Source organism: Pseudomonas sp. MDT2-39-1, assembly GCF_054898085.1.
Genome location: NZ_CM142716.1, coordinates 327,092 through 340,937 on the forward strand (window position 1 = coordinate 327,092; position 13,846 = coordinate 340,937).

Genomic DNA, 13,846 nt, shown 5'->3' on the forward strand with positions numbered 1-13,846 from the left:
ACTCACCTTGAATAAGTGCCCGTCTTCACGGGCGTTTTTCGCGGGCTTCGGACATGACCGCGATGGCTTCCGATTCCATCATGCGGATATCCTGAAACACGCCGGGGCGATCCTTCGCCGAAACACCGACGAGTTTCATCACGTTCGGCAGCACGCCGTAATCGAGGCCGGTCGCGCCGCTTACACCTGTACGCCACTGAGTCCACATCGAATCCATGACGAGGAACGACTTCCAGTTGTCCGGCCAGACTTCGACTGTTTTGTCGTAGTCCTCGGGCGAAAACCCGAACAATGCCATCTGTTCGGCGGAACCGTCGGACTCATAGAGCGCACGGGCAGCGGCGGTTAGTTTCCCAGGCGGGCCTTGCCGAAGGCTTCGCTGTAGGCCTTCACCACGGCATCTGACACGCCGATACAGCTCTTCACCAGAGCAGTGATCGACTCATCGTTGAGCTTTTCGCCAAAGCCCCACGAAACAACCAGATCCCTGATCTGGTCGACACCTTGCTCGACCTCAGCCGCAGTGATTTCCGTGAGTGTTGGCTCAGTCCCTTTGAAGCGCTCCCCGAGCTCTTCCGCTTTTGCCTTCCAGGCATCGAACAGCTCAGCCAGTGCGGTGCGGTCGCGGTACTTGAACGTGAACGGCACCATTGCCGGCCTGTCGCCAACCTGCGGGATGGCCACATCGACGGTGAACGTCGGCTTTGGCGCAATCGAAAACTTTGCCATGGGAACCCCTTAGGCGTTGTAGCGAGTTGGGCGGGAGGCGAACGACAGAGTGATGGTCCGCGTCATGATGTTGTTGCGACTCAGCGTCGGAGTCGCGGTGATCGACACGTACGCGTAGTAATAAATGGTTGCGCCGCCCGGAAGGTTTGCGCGGACTAGGCGCGGCTCTTTGTCTTCGTCGGCAGCCTCGACCAGAGCCACATAGGCTTGAGCCGGATCATCAGCAACCGGCAGCGTCATGCTGCTGGCCGACTTGGTGGTGGGCAGTTGACGGTCATCATCGTCTTCGAGGAAGCCGTACGTGAGGAACTGCTGTTCGCCGCCGTTGGCAGCGGGCTCAGTGATCTGCGCGATCTGCGTCCAGCCAGAAGCGGCACGGACAGTGCCCGCACCAGAACCGGCCGGGTAGTTCTTCACGCTGGTGGTATCCACTCCTTCAGCCGCGAAGGTGCCGATTTCGGAGTCGACGACGCGAGCCGGTCGACCGTTCAGTTTCGCCCAGGCGGAATCAATTACGATCACGTCGCCATCGGCCAGGCCATGGGCGGCAGCGGTCAGCACCGCCGGTTTGGCGTTACTGATAGCAGTGAACGCTTTGGCAGTGCTCAGGATGGCCGCGATCTCGAACGTAGTGCCGTTGGGAATCTTGACGCTCATGGGTTTTCCTCTTTGCAGAAATGACAAAACCCGCTCAATGGCGGGTTCTGGGTTTGCCCAACGGGCGAATTAGTTGGTGTCAGAGCGGTACAGGAATGAGACCGGCACAGTGAAGGTCGTGTCGTCTGGAATGCCGGGGCCCGGGTCAACCGGTGTCATGGTCACGACGGTCAGCGCACCCTTGGTGTTCCGCTCGTACAGCGGGAACAGTGCGGCGATTTGATCGGCCAGCGCGCCGGCCGCACCGCGGTACTTGCCCGAAGGCGTCACTATGCTGACCTGAAAAACGCCGGTGTACAGCTTATGGTCACCGCCAAGCGTGTTGCTGGCGGTGTCCGCTGGCAGAGTGAATGCTTTCAGGTAGGTCGCGCCGTTCACAGGTGTATAGGCCTCGTTCTCGACGACGACCTTCAATGGCACCGGCAAGGCTTTCGCCCAGTTGATCAGCTTGGCCTCATAGATCGAGGCGATGATGTTGTGGCTCATATCTGGTTGTTCCTGATGGCCTCCTGCACGATCTGCTGGAAGCGGGCCACGGTGATGCGGACCATGCCACCCGGCGCCTGGGTCGAATGTCCGAACTCGAGCGGGATGGCATACGGCAGGTTGTTGATCAGGTAGGCAGTCTGTCCGGCGGTGAAGTCGCTGACAGCCGAAACCAATGCAGCGATTGTTGCTTGCCCGCCTGGATCAACCTCATCAAAGGTCACGTTCTCCACCACATCGATCGAGAGGTGCCAATTCGCTCGGAACCGCCCGCCTACATAGCCTTCAGGGGCAGCGATATCCATGCCGTCGTTCAGCTTGCGCCCAGGTTTGAGCCGTCCCGCCTTAGTCAGGTTGGCCGGATCGCTGCGCAAATCGCTGTTGTGATCGTCCACGGCCTTGTTGTACTGATGGGCCACAGTGTTCTGCGCCCAGATCTCAGGGTTTCCCACCGGTGACATCCGGATAACGCTGCTACCGACCTCGATGATGATCTCGCGCAAGCTTGCATCAATGGCTTCCGTGGCTTGAGCCGCGAACTCGGCGAGGCTCAGCGCGAAGCTTCCAGACTGGCCGGCGCCGGCGCGACTCATGACCGCACCTGCAGCTCATACAAAATCGGTGTGCCGGCCGGGTTGATCTCTTTCAGCGGTGGAACGATTGACCAGGTGCGATTCTGAACGAACACCTTGTTCAGGAGACTGGGCGCCCACTCAAGCCCCTGCGCGGCGATCTTCAGCTTCTTGTCGCCCTGCTTGATGAGGCTGTTGTTCTGGAATTCTTGGCCAGTGAAGTCGAGCAGGATGCCTTGGGCGGTCTGCTCGATAACGGTGTCAGGCGGTGCGGTTCCTGTGTCGGGATCGTATTCACCGACAGTGAACGCCCGAATGGTCACGGGCTGGCCGAACTCTGTGATCATCTCCAGAGCCATCAAGGCCATTTCGTCGTAGAAGGCCATGAGGGCTCCAATGATTAGTGTCGCTTACCGCCCGACTCATTTCGAAGATACAGGATGCCCATTAATGGCAACGCAATGCCGAATAAGAGCATCGCCCATCCGAAGTTATGACGACCGAATATTTTCAGAGCCAGTGCAAGAGCAAAGCACGCAACGAAGGGAAAACCGATTGCGGATATCGCGAGAGCGTAGTCGCCAAATATCCGCGATAGAAACTTCTCCGCTCCGAACACACACAAGTACCAGAGATACATCCAGCCAAGCATGCTCAAACCGGCGAGTACGAGTAAAACTAAATCACCAATTGGCCCTAGCCCGCGCATTCGTGAGTACCCGTGAGAAAAGGTGAGCCTAGGTCAGGCACGAACAGCAAACAATCCGCGCTTCTGCAAATAGTCAGCAAACTGAGTGGCACTTGGCCGATCAGGCGCCGCCGGTAACAGTCGGCCACAAGTGTTCGAGATCGTCGCGTACTCGCGAGTTACTGCGCCCTCAACACGGTCCAGGGTGATTGCACCCTTGCGCTGGTCGATCGGGTCAATGTCGTCGGTGTGGATTTCAGCTGCCAACGCCATCTGGCCGTACTGAATCCGCGCTGGCAGGTAGTTGTCGGGCTTGATCTGCTGATCCAGCTCAACCCCTCGACGCGGCCAGGCCAAAGCCTGATCACTGTCCATCTTGCGACCCTTCCAGGTCATGCCATCCATCGCCAAGGCGGACCGGCGAAGCAGTGCCTCTTGTGCTGGCTCGCCCGCAGGAATGGTCACGCCAAACTTGCCGGCGTACATGACCAGGTCCGCGGCGCTCGCGTAGCTTTCGGCGTCTGGCTTGCCGGTACCGTCCTCGATGATGAGCATGGGTCAGTCCTTGGGTTTGTTCAGGTCAGCGCCTGCCTTCGCAGGTGCAGCGCGGTACTCAGCCTTCAGCGTAGCCTTCGGCGGCTTCTCAACTTCGCCGCCACGGTCTTCCGTGACATTGGCATCGATGATGATCAGGCCTTCCTTTTTGGCGATTGCCTTCACGTCATCTTCGTAGCGGTGAAACGGGCCCGGCAGATACCAGATGTTATCAGTCATCACTGTCACTCCGCTGCGCCAGGGCATTATGCCCCGGAGCAGTCATCAGGTGGTTACTTGGAGGCGTCGCCGATCAGAGCAACACCGGCGGTGTCCTTGATGCTGGCTGCGGTTTTGTCCCAGTTGGTGCCGGTGGCAAGCGCGGCGCTGGATGGAGACTTACCGCCGTTCGCGACATCCCAGGTGTAGCCCTTGATGCCCAGGCCGAAGGTGTAATCCACCTGGATGGTCGTGGTGATGCGCTCGTTACCGTTGTTGGTCTGCACGTTCGAGATGATGTCTCGGTTGTCGTGCACCAGCGCGGCACCAGCCGCCAGACCCAGGATGATCTCCTTGTTCGGCGTACCGGCTTGAGCAAGAGCCGGCGCATCAGTGACGATCGAGGTCTTGCCGAGGATGTCGACAACACGAACGTTGCCGGCCTGGAACAGGTTGTTCGGGTTCGCGAGGCCCTGACCGACCAGCTTGTGCCAGGTGGTGCCCTGCATGACTTGCGCCACCAGGTTCTGGCTGGCATCGCCGAACTTCGCATGCGCGCTGTTCAGGCCGGCCTGGGAGATTCCAAGAGTGGCCGACACATCGTTCACCGCACCTGCCTGCGCAGTGATGGCCGCCACCAGCGCAGCGATCGCGGTGTTGAGCTGATCTTTCAGCAGCACTTCAGCGAACGCGCGGCTAGCGACTTCAACGCCTTGAGCGGTTGGACGCTGCAGCCAGGTCATTTGGGACGGCTCGTAGCGAATCGGACCGAAGCCACCCGCCACTTTCACGGTGGTGTCTTGCAGTTCGGTCAGGTCGACCGGAGTCACCGCGGCGTTGGCACCGTAGCGATTCACGCGACGCTGAGCTGCACCGAGGTTCTGGAAGAACGACTCTTGCAGGAAGTCACCGGTGAAGCCGTTTGGCGACAGCACAATCGCGCCGTTGCTGGCTGCGTTGAACGCCTCCAGCATTTGGTCCAGCGTCTCGAGAGTCGCCGGCATGATGTAATCGTTGAAAACCTGCATTTGAGACAGGGACATGTATTATTTCCTTACTTGAGAGGGAGATCAGAGAACCGGCTAGCGATCGCTGCCTGTCGTTCTTCCTTGGTGCCGCCGATATTGCCTTTTGCGGCCCCGCCGCCACCTCCAGCACCCCCGGCCCCGCCGCCAGATGCCTTACTACCCGCGATCAACGGCGCGAACGCCGTGTCGTTTGCGAATTCTGCTTTCAGCTCATCCAGCGTTGCCGCCGAGAGCTTGCCCTGCTGGTCGAGTACGACCACAACAGGCTTCCCGTCGCGCTGCTCGACGCTCAGACGGCGTTCGATGTGCGGCAACAGGGCTTTGGCGCTGCCTGGGATTGCCAAGGCAGACGCGATGTCAGTAGCGGTACGGCCGACGGTCAGATCCCGGATCTGCGCGCTCAGCGTTCCACGCTCCTGCTCCAGCGTGCCGTTCAGCTCAGCTTCACGGCGGTTGTACTTCTCGGACCAGGAGCGCTCGAGCTCTTCGACGTTGCCGGACTTCCGGGCATTCTCTTCGCGCTCCAAGCGGGCCTGGTCTTCGGCGTCCTTGCGAGCCTTGTCGGCGGCCTTCTTCTCGTCCAGCAGTTCCTGAACCTTGGATTTCAAGCCCGAAACGTCTTCAGGTTGAGGCAGACCTTCAATGCCGAGCACGAACTTGCCGTCCTTCTCGGTGTAAAGAGCGCGCACGGCTTCGTCGACACCATCCAGGCTGTCCAGTTGGAATTTCAGCATTTGTTGTCTCCCAGAGACTTGGTGCAGACCCTGTCTGCGGACATAAAAAAACCCCGGATTAACCGAGGTTTCTGTTTGGCTTTAATTTAGAGGCCCATAGCAAACTCAAGAAGTTTGCCTCGTTGTCGACGTGGATCCATCGCACTAAGTTCAAGCGCCAAGGAGATTGGCTCGGAAGTACTGGCTATGTGGGGCGCAGCTTTATCGGCGTGAAGAATCAAATCAAGGATTTGATACAGACGTTGAGGATCTTGAAGCCGCCCTCCTTCCTTCGCGTTCACAAGAATCCGCAGTAACCGATCCATGAATGGCGCTGGATCCTGTTTTTCATTCACCGCAACAGCGGCCTCTTTGTAGCGCGCAGATATGGCAATGGTCTCGCTCGCGCTCATCTGGCCCAGCATGCAAAATCCCTCCGTGATAATCAGGAGGACAATCCTGCCTTTTCAAATGCAAGGGGTTCAAGCGCTTTCATCTGCACAAGGGTCAGAGGTGAAAAGTTGCGATCAAGCTGTAGCTCGGAGAATCGTTCGATGCTCAGGCCGCCTTCGCGGAACAGCTTGGCGCGGACCGGGCCGATGGCCTTGTCCTGGAATGCCGCTGGCTGCTGCTTGAGCCAGTCGTAATAGCTGAGGTCTGCCCTCACCTGCTGGGCGCCGCCGTCACCGATGGATGCCCGAGTGGCGTCCTTGGCGAACAGAGCGCTGAAGCGAGTCACTGCCACCACCGTAGAGCGACAGTTGATGTGGATTGGCGGCCTCGGCCCCTCCGTCAGTTTGAACCGGCGCTTATCGAGAGTTCGGCACTGACTGGTGGTCTTCGTGTCTAGGGTGCTGACCCACTCCACCGCCTGCACGACATCGGAGTTCACTTTCAGCGTCTCCATGCGCGCCTGGGTGGCAACGTGCTGCACTGCGGTTCGCACCACGGCGCCGGCGTTCCGGTTGGTCGTGGCCAGGATGCCGTCGTTGTACTGAAGCGCCTTGGTGCCCCGGATGTTCTTGATGATCTGGAAGTTCGTCTGGCCTTCGAAGAAGCCCTGCCTGATCGCGCCAGTGAGGCGTTGCCGCTCAGTGCTGGTGAAACCATCAATGAACGACTTGAGCAGCTTGCCGCCATCCGCACCGCGCACACTGAGCGGGTTGGTGAGGATTGCCGCCCTGATCGCGGTAGCGCCAGGCACCGCCGCATCAAACGAGACCCCCGGCGGTGCCGCCCGTGTGAGGCTCGTCGCTTCGAACTCGGCCTCGTAGTTCGCAATGTCGATTAGGTCGAGGTTCAGCTTGTCGCTGTAGCGGTTGAAGATGCCCAGCAGCAGGCTATCGACCTCACTCAGCAACCGCTCCAACCGAGCGACGGTGTAATCCGTCAGATCAGTCCGGGTCAGCCGCTCACGGATCGAGCGGTCGATCTCCTTGAGGAAAGGCCCGAACTTGGCGACCTCTCCCGACTTCAGTTGCTCGAGGAAAACGGCGTGCCGAATAGTGGCATCAAGGATCGCTTGGTTTGCCGCCATTCGGGATTACCTCGTCGTCATCCAGGTCGAGCGATGGGCTCTCCGTTTCCAGCTCGTCGCGGATCTGGTCGTCGGTCTTCTCGGGATCGATAACCCCGCGATCGCGCAGGTACTGCCAGAAGTCGCCCGCCGGCAGCTTGCCGCCCTGCACTGCGTTGAACAGTGCGGAAAGGATCGTCGCGTCCAGGCTGACCTGGCTGAAGTCCTGATTGAGTTTGTAGAGCGTTTCGCCGGGAGCGTTCACGAACTCAGCCATCCAGACCAAGCACTGGCTGTAAGCCTCGCTGACGTTGCTCACAACCAGAGAAAGGACGCTGTGTTCCGCGGCGCTGTCGTTGTCGGCCTGGGTCGCGGTCTTCACCGCACTGCCTCGCTCAATCAGCCGCGCGCCGAGCGACACCATGTCCTCTTTCTTGCCGTCCATTGCCTCTTTGGCAACGGTGTTCGGCTGAGCCTGCCACACGCCACAAGAACCGTTGACCGGAAGCAGCCAAGGCGCACGGGAGCCGAGGAAGATGCCGCCCTTCTCCATGTGATCGCGCCACTGCTCATCGAGTCCCGCCATCCACGGCTGAGGCTGACCTACCAGGTAGGCCGCCTCTTCGTAGTCAGCACTGTTGCGGTAATGGCCGATGTTCACTTCGGCCATGTCGTACAGCGGCGAATCGTCGATGCTGGTGTCGTTGTTCTCACTACCCAGAAACTGAAACGGGATCACCCGCCAAGGCTGACCGAGACCATTCAGCGGAGTGAAGGGCGCGATGATCATTGCCGTCTGGCTGGAGCCCTCTTCCCACACTTCCTGCGTATAGACTCCGGCGGCATCCAAGCGCAGCACTCGAAACTGAACAACCTGTTCGCTGCCAAACCCGTCATCGGTGTCGACATCGACCGTCTCGCGCAGCACGACCAGGCTCAGCAGATGCTGGCCGCCGACTTGGCGAGTCTTCCAGTTGATGATCGCCTCGGCCGGGTAGCTGGCGATGTTCGCCCGGGCCCGACCTGCTTGTTCATCTGCCTTGCTCACCGAGCCGGCAACGACAGCCGCGTAATCCACCAGCAATCCGTGACGACCTACTTCGAGCAGATGCCCGATGACCGACTGCGACTGCTGGTAGATGCTCACGCCTTGGCCGTCGATGTCCTTCGACACGTAGTCGAGTGCGCCGGGGATGGTCAGCGTCGGCCAGGTGCGGAACACTGCCCCCACCAGACTGTGTTTCGTCCGGCCCGTTGCGTTGTAGAACACGGCGCGCTTCTTGTACGCGTCGTAGCGATCCTTGTTGTCCTGGCTAGTGTCCGATGCGTTCGGCCGCGGCAGATAATAATCACCGGCAGTCTTGATGGTTTCCGAGCCTTTGCAGACGTCGCGCACCAAGCGCCAGCGGTATCGCGCCGCTGTGTACTCGGGGCGGGTAAAAGTGACGTCCGTCATCGGGCGACTCCCATTTTCATTGAGGTGACCGGTTTAATGATCGGGTACTCGCGATGGATGAAGTAACCGCCGCCGTCGTTGGCGTGGTCGTTGCCTTGGCTCTTGTCCGGCTCGCCGTTGGGTGCCCAGATTTGTTGCTCAAGGCCGTCGGCATAGGTCGGACATGTGAACGGGTTGACCAGGTAACGCCGTTCGCCCTGCGCGTTGCAGAACATGGCGTTCATGGCGTTGATCCGATCCTTGACTGGCGGGTTGGCCGCCGGCGCGATGACTGTGAAGCCCGCCTGCTTGAGCATGGCGATATCGGTGACGCTGGCGTTGACCGACTTGCGCGAATCACCAGAGGCGTCCGGATAGATCCGGATCTCGCAGGTCTTCTTGTAGTCGTTGCCGGTGTGCTCCCAGTAGCGTGCCTTGATGCGACGGATCATGTCCGGCGTGTCGTAGCCATCCATCAACTCATCGACTGCCCGAGGAAGACCCTGCTCCCGTTTGACGTGCGTTATCGCCGCCATCTTGCCGACGTTGAAGTCCATGCCGATGAATAGGGGCTCGCCCGCCTGCACAGTGTCGAAACACTGATTCAGCTTGCGGTCGTACGTGTGGTAGATCGAGCCGGACGTCAGGTTGACGAACTGGCCGTTCAGGTAAGCGAGGATCAGCTGCGGCGGATACGACTCCATCAGCGATTCAATGTAGTCACTTGGCAGGTTCAGTTCGTTGTCGAACGTGCTGGCCTGTACCAGACCGTACATCTCATTCAGCTTCGGCTTGTCGCGCAGTTGCTTCACGAACTGGAGGAAGACGAACTTGAAGCCTTCCGGCGTCGTGGTTACGTCCACGCCGTTCTTCAGCCCCGGCAAGTTGTAACGCATCCGGGCAATAATCTTGCGCCAAGCCTGTTGCGCCTTGATCGACGTCAGCACGTCCAGCTCATCCACCAGAGCATGGCCAATCTTGAAACCGACAATCGTCTGCGGCTTCTCCATCGACCGGCAAATCACAGTGCCGCGATACTGCCGGCCGCTGTAGATGTGAACCTCATGGTTCGCCTGGTTGATCTTGGTCTTCAGCCCCCAGTCAAAGGCCACTTCTTCCACTGTCGGATAGAAGATGTCCCGGATCTGCGGGTAAGTCGGAGCGAAGTAGCCAGCGTTGACGCCGGGCCACTCCATGAAGTGCTTGCACAGTGCCGAACATCCAACCCAGGTCTTACCTGAGCCGAACCCTGCAACGAATGCGCGGAATTTGTGAGGCAGCGTGAGGAAGTGAGCCTGCGGAACGTTAAGGCTCGGCATTCGGCTTCCTCGCATCCACTACATCGACCTGGATGCGGGTCGGGATCGCCGGCTCATCGTCAGGTTCATCCTTCCGATTACGGTTGACGTACATGTCGCCGGTTTCTTTCGCGGCCTGCTCCAGAATCTGCATGGCGAGGCCGATGTTCTTCATCGTCTCGGCCTTCTCCACGAAGCGGTTCATAGCGCGGAGACGGAAGGCACGATTGGCGATCGGGATCTCAGCCGTCTCTTCGCGGAAACGCTTCCGAGTGTCTTCGAACATCGTCACCCAGCGCTTTGCCAGGCACTTCCCTGAGGTCTTCGTGGGATCGTGTGTTTCAACCTGCTGGCGGGTGATCGATACCCCGTATTCTTTCTGGACAGCCTCAACAACCTGTGAGGGCGTGTCAAAGCACGCCAGGGCCTGAACGATAAAGGCCTTCACGTCATTTTGAAGGGCAGCCATAAATTCTCATCCGTCCAATGCCTGTCCAGAATCAGGCCGACTTGAGCAGACAGGTTCCGCAGGCCCTCGATATGTTCAATTTCCCTACCTCAGCAGGTTTGTTTGCAGCATCCACCAGCTCTTGCACATCAGGGCTCGCACCGTAGCGACGTACCACACCGACGAACTCTTCGACGTCATGGCCGCGCATCTCAAGCTTGGGCAATCCTTCCTGTGTGAACTTGGGAGCGCCGTACGGATCTTTGGCCTGGGCGATGTGGTACAGCTCATGCTCTACCAGCGCGCAGAAGTCTGCATCGGAGCACTGTGTGCAGTAATCAGCTGCCAGCGTGATGATGTAAGCCGGCACATCGCCGAACCAATCCATCATCTGCTGCTCCATCCGGGCCTTCTGCCAACCACCCGCACGGAACGCCACTTGCTCGGCCTGACCTACGACCGTGCGACCCTTCTTGCTGAATGCGGCCGATGCCCACATCACACGGATGTCAGCGTCGATCAGATGGGCATGGTCTTCGTTGTGAATGCTGCCGGTGTCGGCAAGGATCTCAGCTTGTAGCCACTCCCACACGTCTGGAGCTGGAGTGAGCCGGATACCGAAACTGGAAAGCTCAGACAGCTCAAGCAGTGACGGCGGAGGGAGTGGTCTTTGCATCAGCCATTCCCTCGTCAATGATCACCGTGCGGATCGTTCCGCCAGTGTAGATATCGCGCTTGGCCGCCATCTCGACAGCCTCCTTTGCAGTTGCGCCCATATCCATGGCAGCGAGTGCGAAGTCACGCCCACTACCTATAGCGAATGGACGCTCAGCCCAGACATCATCCATCCAGAATCCGCTCTCGGCGTCGTGACCTATCTGGCAGAGCCTGCCATTGGTGACAACTAGGCCATTCGCATCCAGCGGCTTATCGCCAAGCTTCACGCCGAGGAATTCATCGATCAGGGCCGAGAAATCGGGGCCAGATCCAGTAAAGAGGAAGCGATGCCCCTGTCTATGGATAAGCTTCTCGAAATCATCGTGATCGATAAGAGAGCCGCGAGTTACTCGGGAGTCGTAGGCGATTACGCCGTCTTTGTAGGCAATGGTTGTCATGCGCTGGAGCCCTTTAAATTCGGGGTGGTGAGGGGAACTACACCGACTTGAGCTGAACTGAAAACCATGATGCTAGATGCTGAATAGGAATCCACTTTTCAGGCAATACCTATGCGGAACTCCATTCGAGCAATCATCTTCATCACCCTGCTGCTGTTTCCCGCTTCAACTCACCATGATGTTGGTCTGCACCTGGGCGTGCCCGTGCAAGAGAGACACGACCAACCCTTGAGGAAGGCCGGCTGCCTTGGCAGCGTCTACCGCTTTGGCGATGGCGCTATCAAGCTCAGTAATCGCCTGATTGATGGCGGGGCTCAGCGATAATGCGTGATGCAGGCGGGTGACGCTGGTCATGCCCCTCTCCAATGTCGCGACACAATTTGCTGATTCGCGAAACGTGTCGCGGATTCGGTTACTTGCTCTGACTGCGCTTGATCTGGGCGTCCACCTGGTCGGCACACGTGTCCAGCAGCTTGATGGCTTGGTCCTTGAGCTCCCACACATCGCCATTCAGGCGAAGGCCAGCCTCAGATTCAGCCGCGTCGATCCGCTCGCAGGGGATCAGTTCGGGCGCTTCAGTTCTTACTGCCTGGGTCTTTGTTACCACTGCCGGCTTTCCCGCGCAGGCCGTCAGGCAGAGGCTGAGCAGCCCAATCACGAACAGGCTTGCTGTTGCGCTTGAGATCTTCAAAGTCTTTCCTCGCCTTTTTGGCTTTGTCTTCGCTGGCCTTGATTCGCTTGTTGAGGTCGGCGGTGTAGGCGGCGTTACGCTGGGCTTCGGCGCGAAGGGTGGTGATCGTCGCCTGGCTTTCTTTATTGGCGTCGACGGCGTCTTGCTTGCCCTTGGCCTCGATCGTCACCTGCCCTTCGAGGGCAATGACCTGGTAGTGCTGGATGCCCAGCAATAGGCAGGCAACGAGCGCGATGATTGCTGCAGCAGCGAACGCTTTCATGCTGAGTCCGCCTTGCGTCCGAGGAACTTGATGATCAGCTCTCGAATCGCTGTAACGCCGATGAATCCGATAGTGCCGCCGGCCGCGACAGACAGACTGGAGGGCCAAGCCATCCATTCAATTACGCTGCTGGCAGAAAGGCTTAATGATCCGCAGATGAGCGCCTCAAGGACTACGCGCCACTTGTTGGCTTCTTTGCCCTCATACAGCACGCGCAAAAACGAGACAGTAGAGGCCATGATTGCGCCCTGCCAAAGCGGATTGCTCAGGACAAGCCAAACCTGGGCCCAGAAGTCGGGGTTTTTATCAGGCATGTTTTTGGACATCCGGCTGTCCTCCCTTTCGGGGAGCGTGATAGGTCCGACTCCAGCAGCACTCCCAGCTCAGAGCGATGGGTGTGGTGGAGCCGAAAACGAAAAAGCCCGGCACGATGGCGAGGCTCAAATAAAGAGTTTTGAATCATTCAGACCGGAGGCAAGGGCAATTTACTCGCACCCATACTAAGGTCAGCAGGTGATGGCCAGTAGCCACGAGGTCCGCCGTGAAGCTCTCGAATTTTATTATCTGCTACAGCTTCAACGGGTACCGCGTCGTGTTCGCCCATCCCTCGACAACCATGACAGAGGCGGATGCTTGCTACCTCTCCTTGCTTCACTCTGGCAGCAATTTTGGTTCAGGTCCGCCATGCGGCGGAACAATCAGAGCGATGCGAGATTTCGTGAGATCAAGCGGCGTCACCGAAGTTACTTGGCACCGATCTTTGTAGATTTTGACTGACGCGAAAGGCCTCGCTCAATGCGAGGCCCTGAATAGGTTCGCAGTCTTTCCCGCTGTCCGCCAAAGACCTTCACTGCGTCGACACCCTATTGCATCGATCTCGCAGATTCAGTCTCGCGCCACCTGTAAGCGTTGATGGTCAGGTTGCGCGGGCTGCCGGTGTTGATTCCGTACGTCGCACTGTCCGGCTATCGACGTCCAGGCCTTCCCGAAGGCTGCCCTGGCTACAGGTGAATTCGAGGTGTAAAAAAGCCCGCGCTGTGCGGGCTATAGGACGATTCGAACTTGTTCAGGCGCCTGATTCAGGGTCGCTCGCAGGCATGCCGCGAGGCTCCTTATCATCTTCGCCCTGATCGTTCATCTGTGGGTCAGCGTCCGGATCATCGACGCGACCGCTTTTTCCAGCTTCTGGATGCTCGCTCGACACCGAGTTGTTGGCATCCACGTCTGTCATATCTTCATCGACAGGCGCTTCGTCGTCCGCAGGCAGCGGAACCTCAGGTTCATTCCCCTTAGGATTATGGCCTGTTTCGTTATCAGTGCCGCCCGTTACGCCCTGCTGAGATTTGTTTCCAGGGGCATTCTCGTCAATGTCCATGCTGGCTCTCCGTTCTGATGCGCGGGAAGTCCGTGCTTGTACATGAGAGAGGGCAAAGGATTTGCAAGTGCCGAGCAATG

At 58.7% G+C, this 13,846-nt stretch carries 21 protein-coding genes and 1 pseudogene; all 22 read right to left on the reverse strand.

Annotation, left to right across the window (positions count from 1 at the left end; all coding sequences use genetic code 11):
* Positions 1-25 precede the first annotated feature (25 nt).
* Positions 26-298: a DUF1799 domain-containing protein gene (locus ACYZTM_RS01575; RefSeq protein ID WP_461986576.1), complete on the reverse strand. Its 273-nt coding sequence runs from the start codon at positions 296-298 to the stop codon at positions 26-28.
* 47 nt (positions 299-345) lie between these two features.
* On the reverse strand, positions 346-729 hold the full coding sequence (locus ACYZTM_RS01580) for a phage tail assembly chaperone (RefSeq protein ID WP_461986578.1): 384 nt from the start codon (positions 727-729) through the stop codon (positions 346-348).
* Positions 730-738: 9 nt separating this feature from the next.
* The gene (locus ACYZTM_RS01585) at positions 739-1,386 is read right to left on the reverse strand and encodes a phage tail protein (RefSeq protein ID WP_461986580.1); all 648 of its coding nucleotides are present in this window, start codon (positions 1,384-1,386) and stop codon (positions 739-741) included.
* A gap of 69 nt (positions 1,387-1,455) precedes the next feature.
* Positions 1,456-1,872, reverse strand: a complete 417-nt coding sequence (locus ACYZTM_RS01590) for a phage tail terminator-like protein (RefSeq protein ID WP_461986582.1) — start codon at positions 1,870-1,872, stop codon at positions 1,456-1,458.
* A complete protein-coding gene (locus tag ACYZTM_RS01595) occupies positions 1,869-2,465 on the reverse strand; it encodes a hypothetical protein (RefSeq protein WP_461986584.1) in 597 nt (198 codons plus the stop codon). Before ACYZTM_RS01595 ends, ACYZTM_RS01590 begins: the two co-directional genes overlap by 4 nt.
* Entirely contained in the window at positions 2,462-2,830 is a 369-nt protein-coding gene (locus ACYZTM_RS01600) for a hypothetical protein (protein ID WP_461986586.1), read from the reverse strand. Before ACYZTM_RS01600 ends, ACYZTM_RS01595 begins: the two co-directional genes overlap by 4 nt.
* 356 nt (positions 2,831-3,186) lie before the next feature.
* Entirely contained in the window at positions 3,187-3,687 is a 501-nt protein-coding gene (locus ACYZTM_RS01605; RefSeq protein WP_461986588.1) for a DnaT-like ssDNA-binding protein, read from the reverse strand.
* A gap of 3 nt (positions 3,688-3,690) precedes the next feature.
* The gene (locus ACYZTM_RS01610) at positions 3,691-3,906 is read right to left on the reverse strand and encodes a hypothetical protein (RefSeq protein WP_046047652.1); all 216 of its coding nucleotides are present in this window, start codon (positions 3,904-3,906) and stop codon (positions 3,691-3,693) included.
* A gap of 53 nt (positions 3,907-3,959) precedes the next feature.
* Complete coding sequence (locus ACYZTM_RS01615; protein ID WP_461986590.1) at positions 3,960-4,928, reverse strand: major capsid protein; 969 nt, start codon at positions 4,926-4,928, stop codon at positions 3,960-3,962.
* Between the two features lie 11 nt (positions 4,929-4,939).
* On the reverse strand, positions 4,940-5,647 hold the full coding sequence (locus ACYZTM_RS01620; RefSeq protein WP_461986592.1) for a hypothetical protein: 708 nt from the start codon (positions 5,645-5,647) through the stop codon (positions 4,940-4,942).
* A gap of 86 nt (positions 5,648-5,733) precedes the next feature.
* Positions 5,734-6,051 carry a hypothetical protein gene (locus ACYZTM_RS01625; RefSeq protein WP_461986594.1) on the reverse strand — a complete coding sequence of 106 codons (318 nt, stop codon included), beginning with the start codon at positions 6,049-6,051 and terminating at the stop codon, positions 5,734-5,736.
* A 20-nt stretch (positions 6,052-6,071) separates the two neighbouring features.
* Complete coding sequence (locus ACYZTM_RS01630) at positions 6,072-7,163, reverse strand: minor capsid protein (RefSeq protein WP_461986596.1); 1,092 nt, start codon at positions 7,161-7,163, stop codon at positions 6,072-6,074.
* Entirely contained in the window at positions 7,138-8,598 is a 1,461-nt protein-coding gene (locus tag ACYZTM_RS01635; RefSeq protein WP_461986598.1) for a DUF4055 domain-containing protein, read from the reverse strand. Before ACYZTM_RS01635 ends, ACYZTM_RS01630 begins: the two co-directional genes overlap by 26 nt.
* Complete coding sequence (locus tag ACYZTM_RS01640; RefSeq protein ID WP_461986600.1) at positions 8,595-9,896, reverse strand: terminase large subunit domain-containing protein; 1,302 nt, start codon at positions 9,894-9,896, stop codon at positions 8,595-8,597. Before ACYZTM_RS01640 ends, ACYZTM_RS01635 begins: the two co-directional genes overlap by 4 nt.
* Entirely contained in the window at positions 9,883-10,344 is a 462-nt protein-coding gene (locus tag ACYZTM_RS01645; RefSeq protein ID WP_461986602.1) for a DUF2280 domain-containing protein, read from the reverse strand. Before ACYZTM_RS01645 ends, ACYZTM_RS01640 begins: the two co-directional genes overlap by 14 nt.
* 31 nt (positions 10,345-10,375) lie before the next feature.
* The gene (locus tag ACYZTM_RS01650) at positions 10,376-10,999 is read right to left on the reverse strand and encodes a putative metallopeptidase (RefSeq protein WP_461986604.1); all 624 of its coding nucleotides are present in this window, start codon (positions 10,997-10,999) and stop codon (positions 10,376-10,378) included.
* On the reverse strand, positions 10,965-11,438 hold the full coding sequence (locus ACYZTM_RS01655) for an Ntn hydrolase family protein (protein ID WP_461986606.1): 474 nt from the start codon (positions 11,436-11,438) through the stop codon (positions 10,965-10,967). The genes ACYZTM_RS01650 and ACYZTM_RS01655 overlap by 35 nt, the downstream gene beginning before the upstream one ends.
* Before the next feature lie 165 nt (positions 11,439-11,603).
* The gene (locus ACYZTM_RS01660; protein ID WP_461986608.1) at positions 11,604-11,792 is read right to left on the reverse strand and encodes a hypothetical protein; all 189 of its coding nucleotides are present in this window, start codon (positions 11,790-11,792) and stop codon (positions 11,604-11,606) included.
* Between the two features lie 58 nt (positions 11,793-11,850).
* Positions 11,851-12,045 (reverse strand): hypothetical protein, encoded by a 195-nt coding sequence (locus tag ACYZTM_RS01665; RefSeq protein ID WP_461989297.1) that lies wholly within the window; start codon positions 12,043-12,045, stop codon positions 11,851-11,853.
* The gene (locus tag ACYZTM_RS01670) at positions 12,014-12,391 is read right to left on the reverse strand and encodes a hypothetical protein (RefSeq protein WP_461986610.1); all 378 of its coding nucleotides are present in this window, start codon (positions 12,389-12,391) and stop codon (positions 12,014-12,016) included. Before ACYZTM_RS01670 ends, ACYZTM_RS01665 begins: the two co-directional genes overlap by 32 nt.
* Complete coding sequence (locus ACYZTM_RS01675) at positions 12,388-12,705, reverse strand: phage holin, lambda family (RefSeq protein ID WP_461989282.1); 318 nt, start codon at positions 12,703-12,705, stop codon at positions 12,388-12,390. The genes ACYZTM_RS01670 and ACYZTM_RS01675 overlap by 4 nt, the downstream gene beginning before the upstream one ends.
* Before the next feature lie 869 nt (positions 12,706-13,574).
* Positions 13,575-13,766, reverse strand: a pseudogene (locus tag ACYZTM_RS01680) (hypothetical protein); the annotation flags it as partial.
* Positions 13,767-13,846 lie beyond the last annotated feature (80 nt).

Bases quoted from the DNA above. Each gene is read 5' to 3' on its own strand.
- ACYZTM_RS01575 (WP_461986576.1), bottom strand. From the start codon at position 298: ATGGCATTGTTCGGGTTTTCGCCCGAGGACTACGACAAAACAGTCGAA.
- ACYZTM_RS01580 (WP_461986578.1), bottom strand. From the start codon at position 729: ATGGCAAAGTTTTCGATTGCGCCAAAGCCGACGTTCACCGTCGATGTG.
- ACYZTM_RS01585 (WP_461986580.1), bottom strand. From the start codon at position 1,386: ATGAGCGTCAAGATTCCCAACGGCACTACGTTCGAGATCGCGGCCATC.
- ACYZTM_RS01590 (WP_461986582.1), bottom strand. From the start codon at position 1,872: ATGAGCCACAACATCATCGCCTCGATCTATGAGGCCAAGCTGATCAAC.
- ACYZTM_RS01595 (WP_461986584.1), bottom strand. From the start codon at position 2,465: ATGAGTCGCGCCGGCGCCGGCCAGTCTGGAAGCTTCGCGCTGAGCCTC.
- ACYZTM_RS01600 (WP_461986586.1), bottom strand. From the start codon at position 2,830: ATGGCCTTCTACGACGAAATGGCCTTGATGGCTCTGGAGATGATCACA.
- ACYZTM_RS01605 (WP_461986588.1), bottom strand. From the start codon at position 3,687: ATGCTCATCATCGAGGACGGTACCGGCAAGCCAGACGCCGAAAGCTAC.
- ACYZTM_RS01610 (WP_046047652.1), bottom strand. From the start codon at position 3,906: ATGACTGATAACATCTGGTATCTGCCGGGCCCGTTTCACCGCTACGAA.
- ACYZTM_RS01615 (WP_461986590.1), bottom strand. From the start codon at position 4,928: ATGTCCCTGTCTCAAATGCAGGTTTTCAACGATTACATCATGCCGGCG.
- ACYZTM_RS01620 (WP_461986592.1), bottom strand. From the start codon at position 5,647: ATGCTGAAATTCCAACTGGACAGCCTGGATGGTGTCGACGAAGCCGTG.
- ACYZTM_RS01625 (WP_461986594.1), bottom strand. From the start codon at position 6,051: ATGCTGGGCCAGATGAGCGCGAGCGAGACCATTGCCATATCTGCGCGC.
- ACYZTM_RS01630 (WP_461986596.1), bottom strand. From the start codon at position 7,163: ATGGCGGCAAACCAAGCGATCCTTGATGCCACTATTCGGCACGCCGTT.
- ACYZTM_RS01635 (WP_461986598.1), bottom strand. From the start codon at position 8,598: ATGACGGACGTCACTTTTACCCGCCCCGAGTACACAGCGGCGCGATAC.
- ACYZTM_RS01640 (WP_461986600.1), bottom strand. From the start codon at position 9,896: ATGCCGAGCCTTAACGTTCCGCAGGCTCACTTCCTCACGCTGCCTCAC.
- ACYZTM_RS01645 (WP_461986602.1), bottom strand. From the start codon at position 10,344: ATGGCTGCCCTTCAAAATGACGTGAAGGCCTTTATCGTTCAGGCCCTG.
- ACYZTM_RS01650 (WP_461986604.1), bottom strand. From the start codon at position 10,999: ATGCAAAGACCACTCCCTCCGCCGTCACTGCTTGAGCTGTCTGAGCTT.
- ACYZTM_RS01655 (WP_461986606.1), bottom strand. From the start codon at position 11,438: ATGACAACCATTGCCTACAAAGACGGCGTAATCGCCTACGACTCCCGA.
- ACYZTM_RS01660 (WP_461986608.1), bottom strand. From the start codon at position 11,792: ATGACCAGCGTCACCCGCCTGCATCACGCATTATCGCTGAGCCCCGCC.
- ACYZTM_RS01670 (WP_461986610.1), bottom strand. From the start codon at position 12,391: ATGAAAGCGTTCGCTGCTGCAGCAATCATCGCGCTCGTTGCCTGCCTA.
- ACYZTM_RS01675 (WP_461989282.1), bottom strand. From the start codon at position 12,705: ATGCCTGATAAAAACCCCGACTTCTGGGCCCAGGTTTGGCTTGTCCTG.